Here is a 20,205-nt window from a genome sequence, read left to right as displayed (position 1 = left end):
CATGACAGGCAACGACAACACGACCCGTCCGGACGGCGCGCCGTTCCGGCCGCTGTTTCCGGTTCGCAGCCTGGCCGACATCCGCCGGCTCGAAGAGACGCCGCTGGAACAGGCGCTCACCGTGCGCAGCACCTACGAGATCTTCCGCAACGCGGGCGCGGCCTTCGGTGACAAGACCGCGCTCACCTTCCTTCGCACGGGCAACCCGGCCGACGCGCCGATCCGCTGGTCGTACGCCGAGCTGCTCGCGGGCATCCACCAGACCGCGAACATGCTGCACGCCCTGGGCGTCGGCCCCGAGGACGCGGTGGCGGTGCTGCTGCCGGGCTGCCTGGAGTACCACCTGGCACTCTGGGGCGGCGAGGCGGCCGGCATCGTGCAGCCACTCAATCCGCTCCTGACCGACGAGAAACTGGTGGCGCTGATGACCGCGGGCCGCGCCAAGGTGCTGATCGCCTATGGCTCCGACAGCGAATCGGGCATGTGGTCGAAGGCCATGCGCCTGCGCGGCCAGGTGCCCACGCTCACGACCGTGCTGCGCGTCGCGCCGCACGACGAGGCGCCGGAGGCGGCGGGCGCGCTGCCCGAAGGCGTGTCCGGCTTCGACGAACTGCGCCGCGCACAGCCGGCCGACCGGCTCGTGAGCGGCCGCGACATCGCGCCGACCGACATTGCCGCCTACTTCCACACCGGCGGCACCACCGGCGCCCCCAAGCTCGCGCGCCACAGCCATGGCGCGCAGGTGTTCACCGCCTGGGCCAGCGTGCAGGTCGCGGGCATGAACGCGCAGGGCATCTCCATCAACGGCTATCCGCTGTTCCACGTGGCGGGCGTGCTGCCGGCCTCGCTGGCATCGCTCTCGGCGGGCGTGGAAGTGATCATCCCCACGCCCTCCCTGCTGCGCAACAAGGAGGTGCTCGCCAACTACTGGAAGCTGGTCGAGAAATACCGGCCGACCTCGCTCTCGGCCGTGCCGACGGTGCTGGCCGCGCTGGCCAACGTGCCGCTCGATGGTGCGGATATTTCATCGATCGGCTACTGCCGCACCGGCGCCGCCGTGCTCTCGCCGGAACTGGCCGCGCGCTTCGAACGCCTGTTCGGCCTGCACGTGCACGAGAGCCTGGGCATGACCGAGATGGCCGGCATCTCGACCATCACGCCGCGGGGTGTGGAGGGGCCCGCGGGCTGCGTCGGTTTTGCGCTGCCCTACATGCGCATGCGCATCGTGGCGCTCGACGAGCACGGCAACGCCAGCGACCGCGACTTGCCGCCGGGCGAGCAGGGCATGGTGCTGTTCAAGTCGCCCAACCTGTTCTCGGGTTTCGTCGATCCCGTTGACAACGCGAAGGCCTTCACGGCCGATGGCTGGCTCGCGACCGGCGACCTGGGCTGGATCGATGGCGAGGGCAGGCTCAACCTCAGCGGCCGCTCGAAGGACCTGATCATTCGCAGCGGCCACAACATCGATCCCAAGGTGATCGAGGACGCGCTGGGGGCGCATCCCGCGGTGCAGCTGTGCGCGGCCGTGGGCGCGCCCGATGCGTATGCGGGGGAGCTGCCGGTGGTGTTCGCGACGCTGGTGCCCGGCGCCTCCGCCACCGAGGACGAGCTGCTCGCCTTCACCGCCGCGCGTGTCGACGAGGCACCGGCCAAACCCAGGTCGGTGATCGTCATCGAGAACATGCCGATGACCAACGTCGGCAAGATCTACAAGCCCGAGCTGCGCGCGATGGCCGCGAGCCGCGTGGTGGCGGCGACAGTGGCGCAGATCTGCGACGAGCTCGGCATGGCGGGCGATGCCCGGCCCCGCGTGCAGGGCGCGGGCGAGAGCCTGGTGGAGGTGCGCATCGATGCGGCCGCGGCGGGCCGCCTCGCAGCGGCAATGCAGGAACGGATCCGCGCGGCGCTCGCGCCGCTTCCGTTCAAGACCCGGGTGCTCGTCGAATAGAAAGCCCGGGGCCGCGGCTTAGGAAAACCCCGATGAACGGATGGTCATGGATCGTTACCATCCATAGCTGCTTTCCCCTTCCCTTTCGATGACCACTCCCAACGAGTCCGGCCCGCTGCTGGACGCCGCCAGCCCACTCCCCCCAGACATCGAAGCCGCCGACGAGCCCACCAGGGTGCCGCTTGCCATCGAGGACTGGCTCACCGTCATCATCATGGGCGCGCTGGCGCTCATCACCTTTGCCAACGTGCTGGTGCGCTACTTCACCGACTCTTCGTTCGCGTGGACGGAGGAGTTCTCGGTCTTCCTCATGATCATGCTGGCGCTGGTGGCCGGCTCGGCCGCTGTGGCGCGCGACCGCCACATCCGCATCGAATACTTCTCCGAGAACGGCTCGATGGCGCGCCGCAAGCGGCTGGCGCAGTTCGGCGCGCTGATGATCGCCATCCTTTTCGGCCTGATCGGCGCGCTCAGCATCCGCATGGTGTGGGACGACTATCGCTTCGACGAGACCACGCCGGGCATCGGACTGCCGGCCTGGTGGTATTCGATGTGGCTGCCGATCGTGTCCTTTGCCATCGCGCTGCGCGCGGTGGGCCTCATGGTCCGGCGTGGCCGCAAGGAATACCGCAGCCAGGCGCACCGTCCCGGCAAGGGCGACGCACCGTGATCGCCACCCTTCTTTTCGTCGCGTTCGTGGTGATGATGCTGGTGGGCGTGCCGATCGGCGCTGCGCTGGGCCTGGCCGGCGCCGCCTGCATCGCGCTCGCCAACAGCGATGCGCAGTGGTTCGGCCTCCTGGCCGTGCCGCAGAACTTCTATGCGGGGCTCGGCAAATATCCGCTGCTCGCCATTCCGATGTTCGTGCTGGTCGGTTCCATCTTCGACCGCTCGGGCGTGGCACTGCGGCTGGTCAATTTTGCAGTGGCCATTGTCGGGCGCGGACCCGGCATGCTGCCGCTGGTGGCCATTGCCGTGGCGATGTTCCTCGGCGGCATCTCGGGCTCGGGCCCGGCCAATGCCGCGGCGGTGGGCGCGGTGATGATCGCGGCCATGTCGCGCGCGGGCTACCCGGCGGCCTTCTCGGCCAGTGTGGTGGGCGCCGCGGCGGCCACCGACATCCTGATTCCGCCGTCGGTGGCGTTCATCGTGTATTCGGTGCTGGTGCCCGGCGCATCGGTGCCGGCGCTGTTCGCGGCCGGCATGATCCCGGGCGTGATGGCCGGCCTGGCGCTGATGATTCCGGCCGTGCTGCTGGCGCGCAAGCACAAGATGGGCGCGCTCGAATCGACGCTGCCGCGCCCGCCGTTCTGGAAGAGTTTCCGCGAAGCGATCTGGGGCCTGGCGGCACCGGTGCTCATTTTGGGCGGCATGCGCGCGGGCTGGTTCACGCCGACCGAAGCCGCGGTGGTGGCGGTGTTCTACGGCCTGTTCGTGGGCATGTGCATCCACCGGACGATCAAGGTGCGCGACCTGTTCGTCATCTTGCGCGAGTCGGGCGAGCTGTCGGCGGTGATCCTGCTGGTGGTGTCGCTGGCGGGCATCTTCGCGTACTCGCTTTCGACGCTGGGCATCATCGATCCGGTGACGCGCGCGATCGTGAATTCGGGCCTGGGCGAATACGGCATCCTGGCGCTCCTGATCTTGCTGCTGATCACGGTGGGCATGTTCCTGGACGGCGTGTCGATCTTCCTGATCTTCGTGCCGCTCTTGCTGCCGATCGTGCAGTACTACAAGTGGGACCCGGTGTGGTTCGGCGTGATCCTCACGCTGAAGGTGGCGCTCGGCCAGTTCACGCCGCCGCTCGCGGTCAACCTCATGGTGTCGTGCCGCATTGCCAAGGTGCGCATGGAAGAAACCGTGCGGTGGGTGGGATGGATGCTGTTCTCGATGTTCGTCGTGATGGTGCTGGTGATCGCGTTCCCTGAGCTCGCGTTGTGGCTTCCGCGCAAGCTGGGGTACTGACAAGACATGAAAGCGGGCAACCGAACGCAGAGGACGCAAAGGTCTCGCAGAGGACGCAGAAGGAATATCCAAACTTTGGGATGCTCTTTCTGCGCACTCTGCGAAGCCTTTGCGCCTTCTGCGTCCGGAAGTCCGATTGCGTTTTCTACAACCTGAGGAGATGGATCAAATGAAATTCCGCCGCACCCTGCTCGGCCTTGCCGCCGTAGCCACCGCCCTGGGCATGTTCTCGACCGGCGCCATGGCGCAGGCCGCCTACAAGCCCGAATACAAGATGTCTCTCGTGCTCGGCCCGCCGACCCCCTGGGGCCAGGCCGGGAAGATCTGGGCCGACCTCGTGAAGGAGCGTACCCAGGGCCGCATCAACATCAAGCTCTACCCCGGCGTGTCGCTCATCCAGGGCGACCAGACCCGCGAGTTCAGCGCACTGCGCCAGGGCGTGATCGACATGGCCGTCGGCTCCACCATCAACTGGTCACCGCAGGTCAAGCAGCTCAATCTCTTCTCCATGCCCTTCCTGATGCCCGACTATGCGGCCATCGACGCGCTCACCCAGGGCGACGTCGGCAAGGAAATGTTCAAGACCCTCGACAAGGCCGGCGTGGTGCCGCTCGCCTGGGGCGAGAACGGCTTCCGCGAGATCACCAACTCCAAGAAGCCGATCAAGTCGCCCGACGACCTGAAGGGCATGAAGATCCGCGTCGTCGGCTCGCCGATCTATTCCGACATGCTCACCGCCCTGGGCGCCAACCCCACCCAGATGAGCTGGGCCGACGCACAGCCCGCGCTCGCCAGCGGCGCCGTCGATGGCCAGGAGAACCCCCTCTTCCTGTTCACCGTGCTCAAGATGCACACCGTGGGCCAGAAGTTCGTCACCACCTGGGGCTACGTGGCCGACCCGCTGGTGTTCGTGGTCAACAAGGAAATCTGGGCCTCGTGGACGCCGGCCGACCAGGCCATCGTGCGCCAGGCCGCGGTCGACGCCGGCAAGCAGGAGATCGAACTCGCGCGCAAGGGCCTCGTCGAAGCCGACAAGCCGGTGCTGAAGGACATCGCCGGCATGGGCGTGACCGTGACCCAGCTCACGCCCGCCGAGCGCGAAGCCTTCGTGAAGGCCACGCGCCCGGTGTACGACAAGTGGAAGACCACCGTGGGCACGGACCTCGTGGCCGCGGCTGAAAAGGCCATTGCCGCGCGCAAGAAGTAAGCACGCGGGTCCTGCGCCACAAAGGGGCGGCCGCGACAATGCCCGGATGCCCCACACCCTGATCATCGACACGGACCCCGGCGCGGACGACGTGATCGCGCTGCTGTTCGCCATGGCGGCGCCCGAGGCACTGGCGCTCCAGGCGCTGACCACGGTGGCCGGCAATGTCCCGCTGGCCAAGACCTCGCGCAATGCGCGCCTCGCCTGCGAATGGGCCGGCCGGCCGGACATTCCGGTGTATGCCGGCGCGGAACGCCCGCTGCAGCGCACGCCCATCCATGCAGCCAACATCCACGGCCGCGAGGGCATCACCGGCGTCGACGTGCATGAACCTGCCGCGCCCCTGGCCGAGGGCCATGCCGTCGACTACCTGGTCCGCACGCTGCGCGCGGCGCCCGAGCGCAGCGTGACGCTCGCCATGCTCGGCCCGCAGACCAACCTCGCACTGGCCCTCGGGCAAGCGCCCGACATCGCACGGGGCCTGCGCGAACTGGTGCTCATGGCCGGCGCGCATTTCAACGGCGGCAACATCACGCCGACCGCAGAGTTCAACGTGTTCGCCGACCCGCATGCGGCCGAAGCGGTGCTGCAATGCGGCGTGCCGATCACCATGCTGCCGCTCGATGCGACGCACAAGATCCTGACCAGCGACGCGCGCATTGCGCGGTTGCGCAGCATCGGCAACCGGGCCGGCAGGATCGTCGCAGACATCCTCGACGCCTATGCGCCAGAGGAAATGCGGCACTACGGCATGCCCGGCGGCCCGGTGCACGACGCCACCGTCATCGCCTACCTGCTGCAGCCCTCGCTCTTCACCGGCAGGCTGGTCAACGTCGAAGTCGACAGCCGCGAAGGCATGGGTTTCGGCCAGACGGTGGCCGACTGGCATGGCAGCCTGAAGCGTCCCGCCAACGTGAACTGGATCGTGGACGGCGATGCAGAGGGCTTCTTCGACCTGCTGGCCAGGCACATCGCGCGGCTGCCTTGACGGCCTTGGGCACCAAGTAGAAAAGCCACGCTGCGAACAGCGTGGCTTTTGCTTTTTGGCGCCGCAGCGGCTCGATCAGTGCTGCAGGATCTTGTTCAGGAAATCCTTCGTGCGCGGCTGGCGATTTTCAGGATGGCTGAAGAACTCGTCCTTCGGGCAGTCTTCGAGGATCTTGCCGCCCACGTCGATGAAGATCACGCGGCTGGCCACCTTGCGGGCGAAGGCCATTTCGTGCGTGACCACCATCATGGTCATGCCGTCCTTGGCCAGGCTCACCATCACGTCGAGCACTTCGCCGACCATCTCGGGGTCGAGCGCCGAGGTGGGCTCGTCGAACAGCATCACGATCGGGTCCATGCTGAGCGCGCGGGCAATGGCCACGCGCTGCTGCTGGCCCCCCGAGAGCTGGCCCGGGAACTTGTCCTTGTGCGCCATCAGGCCCACGCGGTCGAGCATCTTGAGGCCGCGGGTCTTGGCTTCGTCGGGGCTGCGGCCGAGCACCTTGATCTGGGCGATCGTGAGGTTCTCGGTGACCGACAGGTGCGGGAACAGCTCGAAGTGCTGGAACACCATGCCGACCTTGGAACGCAGCTTCGGCAGGTTGGTCTTGGGGTCGTGCAGCGGAATGCCGTTGACGGTGATCTCGCCCTTCTGGAAGGGCTCGAGCGCGTTCACGGTCTTGATGAGGGTGGACTTGCCCGAGCCCGACGGCCCGCACACCACCACCACGTCGCCCTTGGAGATGCTCACCGAACAATCGTTGAGCACCTGCACCGGGCCATACCACTTGGAGACGTTCTTGATTTCAATCATTTTCTCGGACATTTGTTTCTCCGGTTCAGCCACTCAGCGAATGATGGCAATCTTCTTGTGGAGGCGCTTGACGAGCCACGACAAGGCATAGCACATGATGAAGTACACAACGGCAGCGAGCAGGTAGGCCTCGATCGGGCGGCCGAAGTTCTTGCCCGCGGTCTCGAAGCCCTTGAGCATGTCGTAGGCGCCGATGGCGTAGACCAGCGAGGTGTCCTGGAACAGGATGATGGTCTGCGTGAGCAGCACCGGCAGCATGTTGCGGAAGGCCTGCGGCAGCACCACCAGGCGCATGTTCTGGCCGTAGGTCATGCCAACCGCCTGGCCCGCATGCACCTGGCCGCGCGGGATCGACTGGATGCCCGCGCGCATGATCTCGCTGAAGTAGGCCGCCTCGAATGCGATGAAGGTGATCACGGCCGAGATTTCGGAGCGGTAGTTCGAGCCGATGGAGCCGAAGGCCGCGTAGAACGAGGCCGGCACCAGGAGGAAGAACCACAGGATCACCATCACGAGCGGAATGCTGCGCATGCCGTTGACGTAGATGGCGGCCGGCGCGTCGAGCCACTTCTTGCCGGACAGGCGCATGAGCGCCAGCACGGTGCCGAAGATCACGCCGCCGACCGTGGCCACGATCGTCAGCATGATGCTGAAGTAGAAGCCCTTGACGACGAAGTTGCTGATGACGTCCCAGTTGTAGAACGACAGGTCGAGATTCATCATGTCAGTGTCCTCCGCCGCCACTGGCCGAGACGATGAAGCCCGGCACGCGCGTCTTCTTCTCGATGTACGCCATGATGCGGTTGATCGCGAAGGCCGAGATCACGTAGAGCGCCGTCACCGCCAGGTACACCTCGATGCCGCGCGAGGTTTCTTCCTGCGCCTGCATCGCGAACATCGTGAGTTCGGTCACCGAGACGGCGAACGCCACCGACGAGTTCTTGAAGATGTTCATCGTCTCGCTGGTGAGCGGCGGAATGATGATGCGGTAGGCCATCGGCAGGATCACGTAGCGGTAATACTGCGGCGTGGTGAAACCCACCGCCATGCCCGCATAGCGCTGGCCCTTGGGCAGCGCCTGGATGCCCGACCGCACCTGTTCGGCGATACGCGCCGAGGTGAAGAACCCCAGCGCCAGCACCACCAGCACGAAGCTCGGTACGCCCTTCATCACCGGCACCAGCGCCGGAATGACGTGGTACCAGAGGAAGATCTGCACCAGGAGGGGAATGTTGCGGAACAGTTCGACCCACGCATTGCCCAGGCGCACGAGCCACGGGCTGTTGGGCAGGGTGCGGATGATGCCGATCAGCGAGCCGAGCACCAGCGCGACGATCAGCGCCAACAGGGCGACCGACACGGTCCAGCCCCATGCCGACAGCATCCACTGCCAATAGGTCGGGTACTTCCCGCCGGGGTCTTGCAAGAAGACCTGCCAATCCCAGTTTGATCCCATCGGGGACTCTCCTTCTTTCAGATTTCCAGACTGCTGGCCAGCGTGCATGCAGAGGCCGTGCCCGCGCGCCGCATGGCGCCGCATTTGCGAAAACAAACGCCCGCCGGGGGCGGGCGTTGCGCGGATGACCTTGACGCGATTACTTCTTGGCGGCGTACTCTTCCATCGGCTTGTCGTTGGGGTTGGCCCAGGCCGACTTCGTGGCGTCGGACAACGGCAGGTTCACCGTGACGTTGGCCGGGGGAATCGGCTTCAGGAACCACTTGTCCCAGAGCTTGGCGAGGTCGCCGTTCTTGATCTGGCCCTTGATGCTGTCGTCCACCACCTTCTTGAAGGCGGCGTCGTCCTTGCGGATCATGATGGCGATGGGCTCGACGCTGAGCACTTCGCCGACGATCTTGTAATCGGCGGGCGACTTGGACTTGGCGATGTTCGAGGCCAGGATGGAACCGTCCATCACGAAGGCATCGGCGCGGCCCGACTCGAGCAGCAGGAAGCTGTCGGAGTGGTCCTTGCCATAGAGCTCCTTGAAGTCGATGCCGCCGGCGCGCTCGTTCTTGCGCAGCGTCTGGACCGAGGTGGTGCCCGTGGTGGTGGCCACGGTCTTGCCGTTGAGGTCCTTGATCGAGGTGATCCCCGAGTTGGCCTTGACCGCGATGCGCACTTCCTCGACGTAGGTGGTGACGGCGAACGAGACGTCCTTCTGGCGCGAGGCGTTGTTGGTGGTGGAGCCGCACTCGAGGTCGACGGTGCCGTTCTGCACCAGTGGCACGCGGTTTTGCGAGGTCACGGGCTGGTACTTGGTCTCGAGCTTGGCGAGGCCCAGGTGCTTCTGGATGTCGCGGATGATGTTGGCGCAGACGTCGTAGTGGAAGCCGGTGTACTGGCCGTTGCCCAGCGTGTACGACAGGCCCGACGACTCGCGCACACCCTCGGTGATGCTGCCCGATGCCTTGATCTTGGCCAGCGTGTCATTGGCCTGCGCAAAGGCGCCGCCAGCGGCGAGCGCCGCAATAGCCAATGCCAATACTTGCTTGTTCATATGGAAAAACTCCTGAGGGTGACGAAGAGATACAGATACAACGAAATTCTAGACATTCACGTCATCGGGAATACCCGGGCCAACCCGGTGCATTCTCCCTGTCGTGCGCACCGGCTGCGCGCTCCGAGGCGCCGCGTTGGTGCGGATGAACCCAAAGGCATTGTCCGACTTTCACTAAGCAGCCTTTGTGCCCGAGGGCTCGGCAGCCGGCGGCACCGGCGCGGACAGGCGCACGGGCTGGGTCAGGTTCTCGGGCACGAGCAGCGCCTCCATTTCGGCGCGCGTCATGATGCCCAGCGATTCGGCCACCAGGTCGATCGGCCCGCCGGTGGCCAGCGCGGTCTTGGCAATCAGCGCCGCCTTCTCGTAGCCGATGAGGGGATTGAGCGCGGTGACCAGCGTGACCGACTCGCGCACCCGCTTGGCCAGGAACTCGCGGTTGGCCTCGATGCCGTCGACGCAGTTCTGCCGCAGCGTGGTGCAGGCATTGCCCAGGTGCTGGATGCTCTTGAACAGGCTCCATCCCATGATCGGCTCGAAGGCATTGAGCTGCAGCTGGCCGGCTTCCGACGCCATGGTCACGGTGATGTCGTTGCCGATGACCTCGAAGGCCACCTGGTTCATCACTTCCGGGATCACCGGGTTGACCTTGCCCGGCATGATCGACGAGCCGGCCTGGCGCGCGGGCAGCCGGATCTCGCCGAATCCGGCCTGCGGTCCGCTGGACAGCAGGCGCAGGTCGTTGCAGGTCTTGCTGAGCTTGGTGGCCACGCGCTTGAGCACGCCCGACAGCTGCACGAAGGCGCCGGTGTCCTGCGTGGCTTCGATGAGATTGGCCGACTGCTTGAGCGGCACGCCGGTCTGCTCGGCCAGGTATTGGCAGGCCAGGTTGGCATAGCCGTGCGGCGCGTTGATGCCGGTGCCGATGGCGGTGGCACCGAGGTTGATTTCCTCGATGAGCGCACGCGCCTCGCCGAGCCGGGCCTCGTCCTCGCCGATCATGATCGCGTAAGTCAGGAACTCCTGGCCCAGCGTCATGGGCACGGCGTCCTGCAGCTGGGTGCGGCCGATCTTGAGGATGTCCTTGAACTCCAGCGCCTTGGCCTCGAAGCTCTTGCGCAGCGCGGCCATGGCTTCGAGCAGCCGGCCAATCGCGAACCACAGCGCCAGCCGCACCGCCGTCGGGTAGACGTCGTTGGTGCTCTGCGAGGCATTGACGTGGTCGTTGGGGTGCAGCACGTCGTAGCGGCCTTTTTCATGGCCGAGCTTCTCGAGCGCGAGGTTGCAGATCACCTCGTTGGCGTTCATGTTGGTCGATGTGCCGGCGCCGCCCTGGATGACGTCGACCACGAATTCGTCGAGCAGCTTGCCTTCGATCAGGTCCTCGCAGGCCAGGACGATCGCGGCCGCGCGGTCGCGGTCGATGGCGCCGAGATCGGCATTGGCCCGCGTGGCCGCCTTCTTCACGAAAGCCAGCGCGCGCACCAGGTCTGGCATGGCCGAGATGCGGGTGCCGGAGATGGCGAAGTTCTCGACCGCGCGCGCCGTGTGCACGCCCCAATAGGCCATGGCGGGAATCTGCTTTTCGCCGAGAAAGTCGTGTTCGGTCCGGAAATTGGCGGTCATACGGGTTCCTCGGCTAAAAAAAAGCACGCGGATGGCGCGTGCCGGAAGACTGCTGTGTGACAGCGGTTGGAAACTGCCGCGACTTTAGTGGCCCGCCGTGCGCAACGCCAATGCCGTTTGCAGGGGGTCCCATGCGCGTCATTTATAGATTGTGCGCTGCACCAATGCCGCTCCGGCCGGTCAGCGCGGCGGCTGCGCGCCGACCAGGTAAGACCAGAGGGCGTCGGCCGTGCCCTTGGGCTGCAAGCCCTCCGGCGCCGATGAGGCCTTGGAGGATCGGCCGGTGCCGGTCTTCAAAGGCGCCGGCGCGCCGGGCCGCTCGCGGTAGGCGCGGATTTCCATCGTGGCCTCGAGGCTGTCGATCTCGGGGGGCAGCGCGCTCACCAGCTTGCGCGACTTGATCTCGTTGCGCACCGCGCTTTGCGGCAGAAAGGCGATGCCATGGCCTTCGAGCGCCATCACCTTCAGGCCCTCGGCCATGTCGGTCTCGTAGACCCGGTCGAGGTGGATGGCCGTGCCCGACTCCTTCAGCAGCTGGTCGACCACCCGTCCCAGGTAGGCACCGGGCGCGTAGCCAAGGTAGGGCAGCGGCTGGCCCGGACGGCCGGGCAGCCGGAAGCGCGGCGCGCCTTCGGCATCGGCCTTGACCCAAGGCGCCACGGTTTCCTCGCCCAGGCTCACCATCTCGTACTTGTTGGCGTCCAGCTGCAGCGGCTGCGAGGGGTGGTGGTAGGCAATCAGCAGGTCGCAGCTGCCCTCCACGAGGCGCAGCACGGCGTCATGCACATTGAGCGCGATGAGCCGGCTCTTGATCGGGCCGAAATGCTCGCGCAGGCTGGTGACCCACGAGGGAAAGAAAGTGAACGCCAGCGTATGCGGCACCGCGATCTCGATCACGTCCTGCCCCGCCGCCGAATGGCCGCGCAGCATGGCACGGGTGCTCTGCAGCGATTGCAGCATCTCGATGGCCTGGCTGTAGAGCGTCTGGCCCGCGGGCGTGAGGCGCGTGGGGTAGGAACTGCGGTCGACCAGGTCGGTGCCGGCCCAGCCTTCGAGCGCCTGGATGCGGCGCGAGAACGCCGGCTGCGTGACATGCCTCAATTGGGCAGAGCGGCTGAAGCTGCGCGTTTCCGCCAGGCTGATGAAGTCTTCGAGCCACTTGGTTTCCATACGCGGCGATTATGTCCGCGTGAAGGCCGGCTGCGGGCCCTTGGCACATACTGGGGTTCCCGAGTCTTTCCCTCCCCCAGCCATGGCCATGCCGTCCGCCGACATCCTGGAACTCACCGCCACCGCGCTTTCCCGCCGCATCGCTTCGCGCGATGTGTCGTGCCGCGAGCTGATGCAAGCCTCGCTGGAACGCATCGAGGCGCTCAATCCACGCTTCAACGCCATCGTCTCGCTGCGCGAGCCCGAGGTACTGCTGGCCGAAGCCGCCGGGCGCGACGCCGAACTGGCGCGCGGCGAAAGGCGGGGCTGGATGCACGGCTTTCCGTTGGCGGTAAAGGACCTGAGCCACGCGGCCGGCCTGCCGACCTCCATGGGCTCGCCGCTGTCGCCCCGCTCGCCGGCGCGCGCCGACAGCCTGCACGTCGCGCGCATGCGGGAGGCCGGCGCCATCGTGATCGGCAAGACCAACACGCCCGAATTCGGCCTCGGCTCGAACACCTACAACACGGTGTTCGGCATCACGCGCAATGCCTACGCGCCCGGCCGCAGTGCCGGCGGCAGCAGCGGCGGCGCGGCCGTGGCGCTGGCCCTGGGCATGCTGCCGGTGGCCGACGGCAGCGACATGATGGGATCGTTGCGCAACCCGGCCGCGTTCAACAACGTGATCGGCATGCGGCCCTCGCGCGGACGCGTGCCGGGCGACCCGGAGCAGGAGCTCTTCTTCCAGCAGCTGGGCACCGAAGGCCCGATGGGCCGCACCGTCGAAGACACCGCGCGGCTGCTCGCGGTGCAGGCGGGCTTCGATGCGCGCGTGCCGCTGTCGTCGCCGCAGCCGCTGCCCCCGCCCGATGCACTGCAGCTCGACGCCGAAACGAAGGGCCTTCGCATCGGCTGGCTCGGGAGCATCTGGCCCGATCTGCCGCTCGCGCCCGGCATCCGCGAACTGGGCGAAGGCGCGCTCGATACCTTTCGCGCCCTGGGCTGCGCGGTCGAGCCCTGCAAGCTCGACGTGCCGCGCGCGCACAACTGGAACGCGTGGCTGCGGCTGCGCCAATTGCTGGTGGGCGGCAAGCTCGGCGCCTACCTGGGCGACCCCAAGCTGTTTGCACAGCTCAAGCCCGAGGCGCAATGGGAGATCGAGCAGAGCCGGCACCTGGATGCGGCCTCGCTGTTCCAGGCTTCGCTCTACCGGTCGAACGTGTACCGCGCGTTCCTCGCGCTCTTCGAGCGCTTCGATTTCGTGCTGGCGCCGACCGCGCAGGTGTTCCCGTTCGATGCCGAGCTGCACTGGCCGGCCGAAGTGGCCGGCGTGCCGAGCGACACGTACCACCGGTGGATGGAAATCGTCACGCCATTCACGCTGGCGGGGCTGCCGACGCTGAACGTGCGCGCGGGTTTTGGCGAGGGTGGGCTGCCGATGGGCCTGCAGCTCGCGGGGCCGATCCATGCGGACCTGGACGTGCTGCGGCTCGGGCATGCGTATGACCAGGCGTGCGGCTGGGCGTCTCATCGCCCCCCGATCCCGGCTTGAATGGCTCCCTCCCCTTCCGGGGGAAGAAGCAAGACTCAGATCGGCGTCAAGACGCCACGCCCTGCAAAGTGCCCTTCGGCGTTCGCAAGGAAATGATCGACCGACTTCTGCGTCGCCTCGGGCGACCACCCGGCCAGATGCGGCGTCAGCAGCACGTTGTCCAGCCCGATGAGCGGCTCGGGCCGCTTGGGTTCGCTCTCGTACACGTCGAGGCCCGCACCCGCGATGCGGTTGTCGCGCAGTGCGGCGGCCAGCGCCTCGGTGTCGACCACGCTGCCGCGGCCGATGTTGACCAGGAAGCCCTGCGGTCCCAGCGCATCGAGCACCTCGGCATTCACGAGGTGGCGCGTGGCCGGGCCGCCGGGCGCGGCCAGGATCAGGAAATCGGCCCAGGTGGCGAGCGACTTCAGGTCGTCGAAGTAGCGGTGCGTCGCGCCTTCGCGCGGCTTGCGGTTGTGATAGCCGATCTCCATGTCGAACGCCGCGGCGCGCCTGGCGATCTTCTGGCCGATGGTGCCGAGCCCGAGGATGCCGAGCTTCTTGCCCGAGACGTTCGGCGGCTGCGGAATGTCTTCGCGCCAGACGCCTTCGCGGCACAACCGGTCGAGCTGGCGAAAGCCGCGGACGATGCCGATCAGGAGGCCGAAGGCATGGTCGGCCACGCAGTCGTCGTTGGTGCCCGCGCCATTGGCGGTGGCGATGCCGCGCGCGCGCGTCACGTCGAGCGGCACGCCCTCGTAGCCCGCGCCCATGCAGCAGATCAGCTCGAGCGCCGGCATGGCGGCGATCTCTTCGGGCGTGATGCCGATCACGCCGATGGTCAGCACCGCACGGAATTTCTTGCCGTGCTCGGCAATCGCGGCGGCGCGCGCGGCGGCGTCGAAGGCATAGGTCATGTCGTAGACCTCGGCAATCTGCGCCTGGTGGGCGCTCGAGAGGCTGTTGAGCACCAGCAGGGGAATCTTGGTCGGCACGTCTGAACTCCTGGATCGATGTGAAAAGATGGGTCGGGCTACATCAGCGGCGTTGCTTCGCTCTTCTGCAGAGCCCACATCTGCGCATAGCGCCCCTGCTTCGCAAGCAGCTCGGCATGCGTGCCGCGCTCGACGATCACGCCGGCTTCGAGCACCAGGATCTCGTGCGCATCGACCACGGTCGAGAGGCGGTGCGCGATCACGAGCGTGGTCTTGTCCTGCGCGGCGCTCTTGAGTTCCGACTGGATGGCGCGCTCGTTGGCCGAGTCGAGTGCCGAGGTGGCTTCGTCGAAGATCACGATCGGCGGGTTCTTGAGCAGCGTGCGCGCAATGGCCACGCGCTGCTTCTCGCCGCCCGACAGCTTGAGGCCGCGCTCGCCCACGGTGGTTTCGTAGCCGAGCGGCGTGGCCGAGATGAAATCGTGGATGCGCGCCGCGCGCGCGGCGTTCTCGACCTCTTCGCGCGAGGCGCCGGGGCGGCCGTAGGCGATGTTGTATTCGACCGTGTCGTTGAACAGCACCGTGTCCTGCGGCACGATGCCGATGGCGCGCCGCACGCTCGACTGCTGCACTTCGCGGATGTCCTGGCCGCCGATGGTGATGCGGCCCTGCTGCACGTCGTAGAAGCGGTAGAGAAGGCGTGCGAGGGTCGATTTGCCAGAGCCTGAGGGGCCGACCACCGCCACCGTCTTGCCGGCGGGGATCTCGAAGCTCACGTGCTTCAGGATGGGGCGCGCGGGCTCGTAGGCGAAGCTCACGTCTTCGAAGCGCACGGTGGAGTCGACGCCGCTGCCCTCACCCCCGCCCTCCCCCCGAGGGAGAGGGAGCAAGGACAAGGGCTGCGCACCGGGTGCGTCGCGCACCTCGCGCTCCTTTTCCATCAGCACGAACATCTTGTCCAGGTCGGTCAGGCTCTGCTTGATCTCGCGGTAGATCACGCCCAGGAAGTTGAGCGGAATGTAGAGCTGGATCATGAAGGCGTTGACCATCACCAGGTCGCCCAGCGTCATGCGCCCTTCGACCACGCCCGAGGTGGCGCGCCACAGCATCAGCACCAGGCTGGTCGCGATGATCAGCTGCTGGCCGATGTTGAGCATGCTCAGCGTGCGCTGGCTCTTGATGGCCGCCTTGCGGTAGCGGTCCAGGCTGGCGTCGTAGCGCCTGGCCTCGAACTCCTCGTTGTTGAAGTACTTGACGGTTTCGTAGTTCAAGAGCGAATCGACCGCGCGGCTTTGCGCCATCGAGTCGAGCTCGTTCATGGTCTTGCGGAACTGCGTGCGCCATTCGGTCACCGTGACCGTGAAGCTGATGTACAGCACCAGGGCAGCGCCCGTGATCCAGACGAACAGCGAGTCGAACTTCACGCCCAGGATGGTGAGCACCAGCACCAACTCGATGATCGTCGGCACGATGCTGTAGAGCGACATCGAGATGAGCGAGTGCACGCCGCGCGTGCCGCGCTCGATGTCGCGCGTCATGCCGCCGGTCTGGCGCTCCAGGTGAAAGCGCAGGCTCAGCGAATGCAGGTGGCCGAACACTTCCAGGGCAATCTGCCGGGCCGTGCCCTCGGTGGCCTTCGCGAAGATCAGCTCGCGCAGTTCGCCGAAGAGCGCGGTCGAGAAGCGCAGCAGGCCGTAGGCCAGCAAGAGCCCCAGGGGCACGATCAGGAGCGCCTGCGCCATGTCCGGCTTGGGCGTCATCGTGTCGATGAGGTTCTTCAGCAGCACCGGCACGCCCACGTTGGCGACCTTGGCCCCCACCATGAAGGCGAGCGCGGCGATCACCCGCCACTTGTACTGCCAGAGATACGGGAAAAGACGGCGCAGCGTCGCCCAGTCGGAGCGGTCGCTGCGGGCCGGCGCATGGCCGGCCACGGGATGGGAAGGAGGAGGCAGGGCTTCGCCGCTTCGGCGCATGGGGGACAATCGTGGTTGCTTGTTTGTTCCAGATTGTGCCCATGTCCGATATTTCCAGCACCGACGCCGCCGCCACCCTCAAGAGCCTGCCCACCGACATGGAGCTGGTGCTCAAGGTCATTCCGATGCCGGCCGACTGCAACGCCAACGGCGACATCTTCGGCGGCTGGGTCATGGCGCAGTGCGACCTGGCCGGCTCGGTGATCCCGGCGCGCTATGCCAAGGGGCGCCAGGCGACGGTGGCGGTGAACGAATTCATCTTCAAGCAGCCGGTGCGGCTGGGCGACATTCTGTCGTTCTATTCGAAGCTGGTGCGCGTCGGGCGCACCTCGGTCACGGTCACGGTCGAGGTCTTCGCCGAGCGCTTCCGGGCCCAGGGCGAGTACATCAAGGTGACGCAAGCCACCTTCACCTACGTGGCGATCGACGACAACGGCCGGCCGCGGCCCATCGAACAGGCGCCCTGAGCAGGGAGCGCCTTCAGACCTTCGAGAAATCCGGCTTGCGCTTTTCCATGAAGGCGCCAAACGCCTCGCGCGCCGCGGGTTCGCGCAGCATGCGGCCGAAGCTCGCGCCCTCTTCGCCCATGCGCTCGAGCACGGCGGGCATCTGGGCCTTTTTCAGCAGGCGCTTGGTCTCGACCAGCGCACTCAGCGGCTTGGCCGCGAGCTTGCGCGCCTGGCCCTGCGCAATGGCATTGGCTTCGGTCGGCGGCACGATCCGGTTGACCAGGCCCACTTCGAGTGCGGCCTCGGCCATGAAGGGCTCGCCCAGCAGCAGCGCCTCGGCCGCGCGGTGGTAGCCCAGCATCTGCGGCACCAGCAGGCTGGAAGCGGCTTCGGGGCACAGGCCCAGGTTCACGAACGGCATCGAGAAAGCGGCGTTGTCGCCCGCGTAGACGAGGTCGCAATGGAACAGCATGGTGGTGCCGATGCCCACGGCCGGTCCGCAGACCGCTGCGACGATGGGCTTGGGGAAGGTGGCGATGCCGCGCAGGAAGCGGAACACCGGCGAGTCCTGGCCGGCGGGCGGCGCATTGAGAAAGTCGCCGATGTCGTTGCCCGCGCTGAAGATCGTCGGGTCGCCCTGGATCAGCACGCAGCGCACGGCCGCATCGCTCTCGGCCGACGCCAGCGCATCGGCCATCTCGCCGTACATCTTGCTGGTGATCGAGTTCTTCTTGTCGACGCGGTTGAAGGTCAGGGTCATCACACCGGCTTCGGTGTGGGCGAGGATGTCGGTCATGGGAATGGTCCTTGAAAAAAGGGATGTGATGGCGACGCGGGATCAGGCGTCGAGGGCTTCGCGCACGAAATCCAGCCGGTCCTGGCCCCAGAACATCTGGTCGCCAACGAACATGGTGGGCGCGCCGAACACGCCGCGCGCCACGGCCTCCTGCGTGACGGCCTTCAGGCGATCTTTCACTTCCTGCGAGCCGGCGAGCGCAAGCAGCGCCGTGGCATCGAAGCCCGCATTCTGAAGCACGGCGCCGACGGTGGCGGGGTCGTTCATGTTCTTCGGCTCGACCCACATCGCATGGAAGACTGCGTCGACATAAGCACCGAAGCGCGTCGGCTCGTTCATCTGGATGCCGGTGGCGCCGCGCATGAGCAGCAGCGTGTTGATGGGGAAATGCGGGTTGTGCACGAAGGGCACGCCATAGCGCCTGGCAAAGCGCTGCAGGTCGATGGTCATGTACGGCGCCTTGGGCACCACCTCGGCCGGTGACCGGTTCCCGGTGGCCTGGAACACGCCGCCGAGCAGCATGGGCTTCCAGACGAGCGTGGCGCCGGTGTCGGCGCAGACGTGCGGCAGCTGGGTGGCGGCCAGGTAGGCGGCGGGGCTGCCGAAGTCGAAATAGAAGTCGACGGATTGGGTCATGGGTGTGTCCTTGTCTTTTGTTCAGGGCGCGTGCAAAGGCAGCGCACGCTGTCGGCGGGAGCGCGCGCTGGACACGAAAAACAGCGAACCAGCATCTCAGAACTTCTCCGACCAAGGCCGCAGATCCAGCTCATGCGTCCACGCATCGCGCGGCTGCGAATGGAGCATCCAGTAGCTGTCGGCAATGTGCTCGGGGTTCAGGATGCCGTCGCTCTCCTTCAGCGCATACCGTTCAGGGAAATTGCTGCGGATGAACTCGGTGTCGATGGCGCCATCGACCACCACGTGCGCCACGTGAACGCCTTGCGGACCCAGCTCGCGCGCCATCGATTGCGCCAGGGCGCGCAGCGCCATTTTCGCGCCCGAGAACGCGCCGAAATTGGCCGCACCCCGCAGCGACGCCGTGGCACCGGTGAAGATGATCGTGCCGCGATGCCCGCCCGCGGGCAGCGCGCGCGCCACCATGCGTTTGGCCACTTCGCGGCCATTGAGAAAGCCCGAGAAGCAGGCCATCTCCCACACCTTGAAATACTTGCGCGCCGATTCCGTCAGGATGCTCTCGGGCACGTTCGCGCCGATGTTGAACACCATCACCTCGATCGGCCCAATGGTCGTTTCGATCTGCTCGACCAGCGCGACCACTTCTTCCTCCTTGCGCGCATCGCAGGCAAAGGCATGGGCACGGCCGCCCTCGGCCTCGATCTGCATGACCAGCGGCTGGAGCTTGTCGAGACTGCGGCGCGTCACGCAGGCGGCGAAGCCTTCGCGTGCAAAGCGGCGTGCAATGGCCCCGCCGGTAGCGTCGCCGGCGCCGACGATGAGTGCGGTCTTTTGCATGGCGGCCCCGCTATTCCTTGAAATAGACGATCTGGTTCGAGGTGGCAAGGAGCCTGCCCTGCTCGCTCCACAGATGCGCCGTCTGGTCGAAGAAGCCGTTGAAGAACTGCTGCCCGGCCGCGCGACCCAGCAGGTAGCCCGCGCCCACCTCCGCGAGCTCTGCCTGCCCGGCATGGAAATAGGTGGTGATCGACACCGTGCCCGCCGGCACATGCTTGGCGCGGCGCAGCCAGACGCGTGGATAGAACACGTCGCTCATCGCGGCCAGCGAGCAGAAATCGAGCGGCCGCTCCTGCGCCTCGCGCAGCCAGAACCGCGATTCGCTGTGGCGCAGGCTGCCGTCCCATTTCGCGGGAATGCCGCCGCTGAACGGACGCATCTCGTAGCGGTCCAGCCAGGCCACGCCCGATGGCCCGATGCTCAGGCGCTCGACCGCCTCCGGCTTGGGCGCCTCGGGCATCGGCAGGTCGCTTTCGCCCCAGGTTTCGCGCCGCGCGGCCGTGACCACGGTCGCGGTGGTCGTCATGTTCGGCGCACCGCCCGCGCCGCGCTGCGTGATCTGCACGGTCCAGTGCTGGGTCGAACGGTTGGTGCGCACGGCCGTGGCCTGCACGTCGAAGGCGCCGGCCTCCAGCGCCGCCGCGAAGTTCACGGTCAGCGCGATGGGCGTGCCCAGCAGGTCGGGGTGCCGCAGCACCGACTGCAGCGCAATGGCCGCGGTCGCGCCGCCGAAGGGCCCGACCATGTTCCAGTAGTCGGGGCTCGTGGCGCCGGTGAAATGGCCGACACGGATGTCGCTGTGTTCCAGCGCGATGGCTTTGTCGAAGGGGTGCATGCTCATGGTATTTGCA

Annotated in this window: 19 protein-coding genes; 7 read left to right on the top strand and 12 right to left on the bottom strand. The window is 66.6% G+C overall.

The genetic code is table 11. From position 1 onward, the window contains the following. The first annotated feature begins 1 nt into the window (after position 1). The 5 genes from ABID97_RS05975 to ABID97_RS05955 all read left to right on the top strand — a co-directional run bounded on the left by ABID97_RS05975 (position 2) and on the right by ABID97_RS05955 (position 6,108). A complete protein-coding gene (locus tag ABID97_RS05975) occupies positions 2–1,948 on the top strand; it encodes an acyl-CoA synthetase (RefSeq protein WP_354397620.1) in 1,947 nt (648 codons plus the stop codon). Positions 1,949–2,036: 88 nt separating this feature from the next. Continuing rightward, positions 2,037–2,618 carry a TRAP transporter small permease gene (locus ABID97_RS05970; protein ID WP_354397619.1) on the top strand — a complete coding sequence of 194 codons (582 nt, stop codon included), beginning with the start codon at positions 2,037–2,039 and terminating at the stop codon, positions 2,616–2,618. Continuing rightward, the gene (locus ABID97_RS05965; protein WP_354397618.1) at positions 2,615–3,913 is read left to right on the top strand and encodes a TRAP transporter large permease; all 1,299 of its coding nucleotides are present in this window, start codon (positions 2,615–2,617) and stop codon (positions 3,911–3,913) included. The genes ABID97_RS05970 and ABID97_RS05965 overlap by 4 nt, the downstream gene beginning before the upstream one ends. Positions 3,914–4,082: 169 nt before the next feature. Further along, positions 4,083–5,120, top strand: a complete 1,038-nt coding sequence (locus ABID97_RS05960) for a DctP family TRAP transporter solute-binding subunit (RefSeq protein ID WP_354397617.1) — start codon at positions 4,083–4,085, stop codon at positions 5,118–5,120. Positions 5,121–5,166: 46 nt separating this feature from the next. After that, positions 5,167–6,108, top strand: coding sequence for a nucleoside hydrolase (locus tag ABID97_RS05955; protein ID WP_354397616.1), 942 nt, complete (start codon positions 5,167–5,169; stop codon positions 6,106–6,108). A 75-nt stretch (positions 6,109–6,183) separates the two neighbouring features. Here ABID97_RS05955 and ABID97_RS05950 read toward each other — a convergent pair whose 3' ends face one another. The 6 genes from ABID97_RS05950 to ABID97_RS05925 form a co-directional block, all read right to left on the bottom strand. Then, positions 6,184–6,921 carry an amino acid ABC transporter ATP-binding protein gene (locus ABID97_RS05950; protein ID WP_018903696.1) on the bottom strand — a complete coding sequence of 246 codons (738 nt, stop codon included), beginning with the start codon at positions 6,919–6,921 and terminating at the stop codon, positions 6,184–6,186. A 33-nt stretch (positions 6,922–6,954) separates the two neighbouring features. Further along, entirely contained in the window at positions 6,955–7,644 is a 690-nt protein-coding gene (locus ABID97_RS05945; RefSeq protein WP_354397615.1) for an amino acid ABC transporter permease, read from the bottom strand. Position 7,645: 1 nt separating this feature from the next. Further along, a complete protein-coding gene (locus ABID97_RS05940) occupies positions 7,646–8,377 on the bottom strand; it encodes an amino acid ABC transporter permease (RefSeq protein ID WP_354397614.1) in 732 nt (243 codons plus the stop codon). 139 nt (positions 8,378–8,516) lie between these two features. Continuing rightward, the gene (locus tag ABID97_RS05935; protein ID WP_354397613.1) at positions 8,517–9,419 is read right to left on the bottom strand and encodes an amino acid ABC transporter substrate-binding protein; all 903 of its coding nucleotides are present in this window, start codon (positions 9,417–9,419) and stop codon (positions 8,517–8,519) included. A gap of 174 nt (positions 9,420–9,593) precedes the next feature. Continuing rightward, on the bottom strand, positions 9,594–11,045 hold the full coding sequence (locus tag ABID97_RS05930) for an aspartate ammonia-lyase (protein ID WP_354397612.1): 1,452 nt from the start codon (positions 11,043–11,045) through the stop codon (positions 9,594–9,596). A 180-nt stretch (positions 11,046–11,225) separates the two neighbouring features. Beyond that, on the bottom strand, positions 11,226–12,215 hold the full coding sequence (locus ABID97_RS05925; protein WP_354397611.1) for a LysR substrate-binding domain-containing protein: 990 nt from the start codon (positions 12,213–12,215) through the stop codon (positions 11,226–11,228). A gap of 88 nt (positions 12,216–12,303) precedes the next feature. Between ABID97_RS05925 and ABID97_RS05920 the strand changes: the two genes are divergently transcribed. Beyond that, positions 12,304–13,746, top strand: coding sequence for an amidase (locus ABID97_RS05920; RefSeq protein ID WP_354401678.1), 1,443 nt, complete (start codon positions 12,304–12,306; stop codon positions 13,744–13,746). A 35-nt stretch (positions 13,747–13,781) separates the two neighbouring features. On the opposite strand, the gene ABID97_RS05915 is transcribed toward ABID97_RS05920, so the two are convergent. Together ABID97_RS05915 and ABID97_RS05910 are read right to left on the bottom strand one after the other, a co-directional pair. Further along, positions 13,782–14,720 carry a 2-hydroxyacid dehydrogenase gene (locus ABID97_RS05915; protein ID WP_354397610.1) on the bottom strand — a complete coding sequence of 313 codons (939 nt, stop codon included), beginning with the start codon at positions 14,718–14,720 and terminating at the stop codon, positions 13,782–13,784. 38 nt (positions 14,721–14,758) lie between these two features. Further along, complete coding sequence (locus ABID97_RS05910; protein ID WP_354397609.1) at positions 14,759–16,636, bottom strand: ABCB family ABC transporter ATP-binding protein/permease; 1,878 nt, start codon at positions 16,634–16,636, stop codon at positions 14,759–14,761. A gap of 41 nt (positions 16,637–16,677) precedes the next feature. On the opposite strand from ABID97_RS05910, the gene ABID97_RS05905 reads away from it, so the two are divergent. Next, on the top strand, positions 16,678–17,103 hold the full coding sequence (locus ABID97_RS05905) for an acyl-CoA thioesterase (protein WP_354397608.1): 426 nt from the start codon (positions 16,678–16,680) through the stop codon (positions 17,101–17,103). Between the two features lie 13 nt (positions 17,104–17,116). Here ABID97_RS05905 and ABID97_RS05900 read toward each other — a convergent pair whose 3' ends face one another. The 4 genes from ABID97_RS05900 to ABID97_RS05885 form a co-directional block, all read right to left on the bottom strand. Next, positions 17,117–17,881 (bottom strand): enoyl-CoA hydratase, encoded by a 765-nt coding sequence (locus ABID97_RS05900; RefSeq protein ID WP_354397607.1) that lies wholly within the window; start codon positions 17,879–17,881, stop codon positions 17,117–17,119. A gap of 42 nt (positions 17,882–17,923) precedes the next feature. Further along, positions 17,924–18,517 carry a 2-hydroxychromene-2-carboxylate isomerase gene (locus ABID97_RS05895; protein ID WP_354397606.1) on the bottom strand — a complete coding sequence of 198 codons (594 nt, stop codon included), beginning with the start codon at positions 18,515–18,517 and terminating at the stop codon, positions 17,924–17,926. A gap of 96 nt (positions 18,518–18,613) precedes the next feature. Then, positions 18,614–19,354: an SDR family oxidoreductase gene (locus tag ABID97_RS05890; RefSeq protein WP_354397605.1), complete on the bottom strand. Its 741-nt coding sequence runs from the start codon at positions 19,352–19,354 to the stop codon at positions 18,614–18,616. 10 nt (positions 19,355–19,364) lie between these two features. Further along, positions 19,365–20,195: an acyl-CoA thioesterase gene (locus ABID97_RS05885; protein ID WP_354397604.1), complete on the bottom strand. Its 831-nt coding sequence runs from the start codon at positions 20,193–20,195 to the stop codon at positions 19,365–19,367. Positions 20,196–20,205: the final 10 nt, after the last annotated feature.

The sequence above is a fragment of the Variovorax sp. OAS795 genome, from assembly GCF_040546685.1.
GTDB lineage: Bacteria > Pseudomonadota > Gammaproteobacteria > Burkholderiales > Burkholderiaceae_C > Variovorax.
The sequence above is the reverse complement of the archived record's forward strand: the minus strand, read 5'-3'. Positions and strand labels throughout refer to the sequence as shown.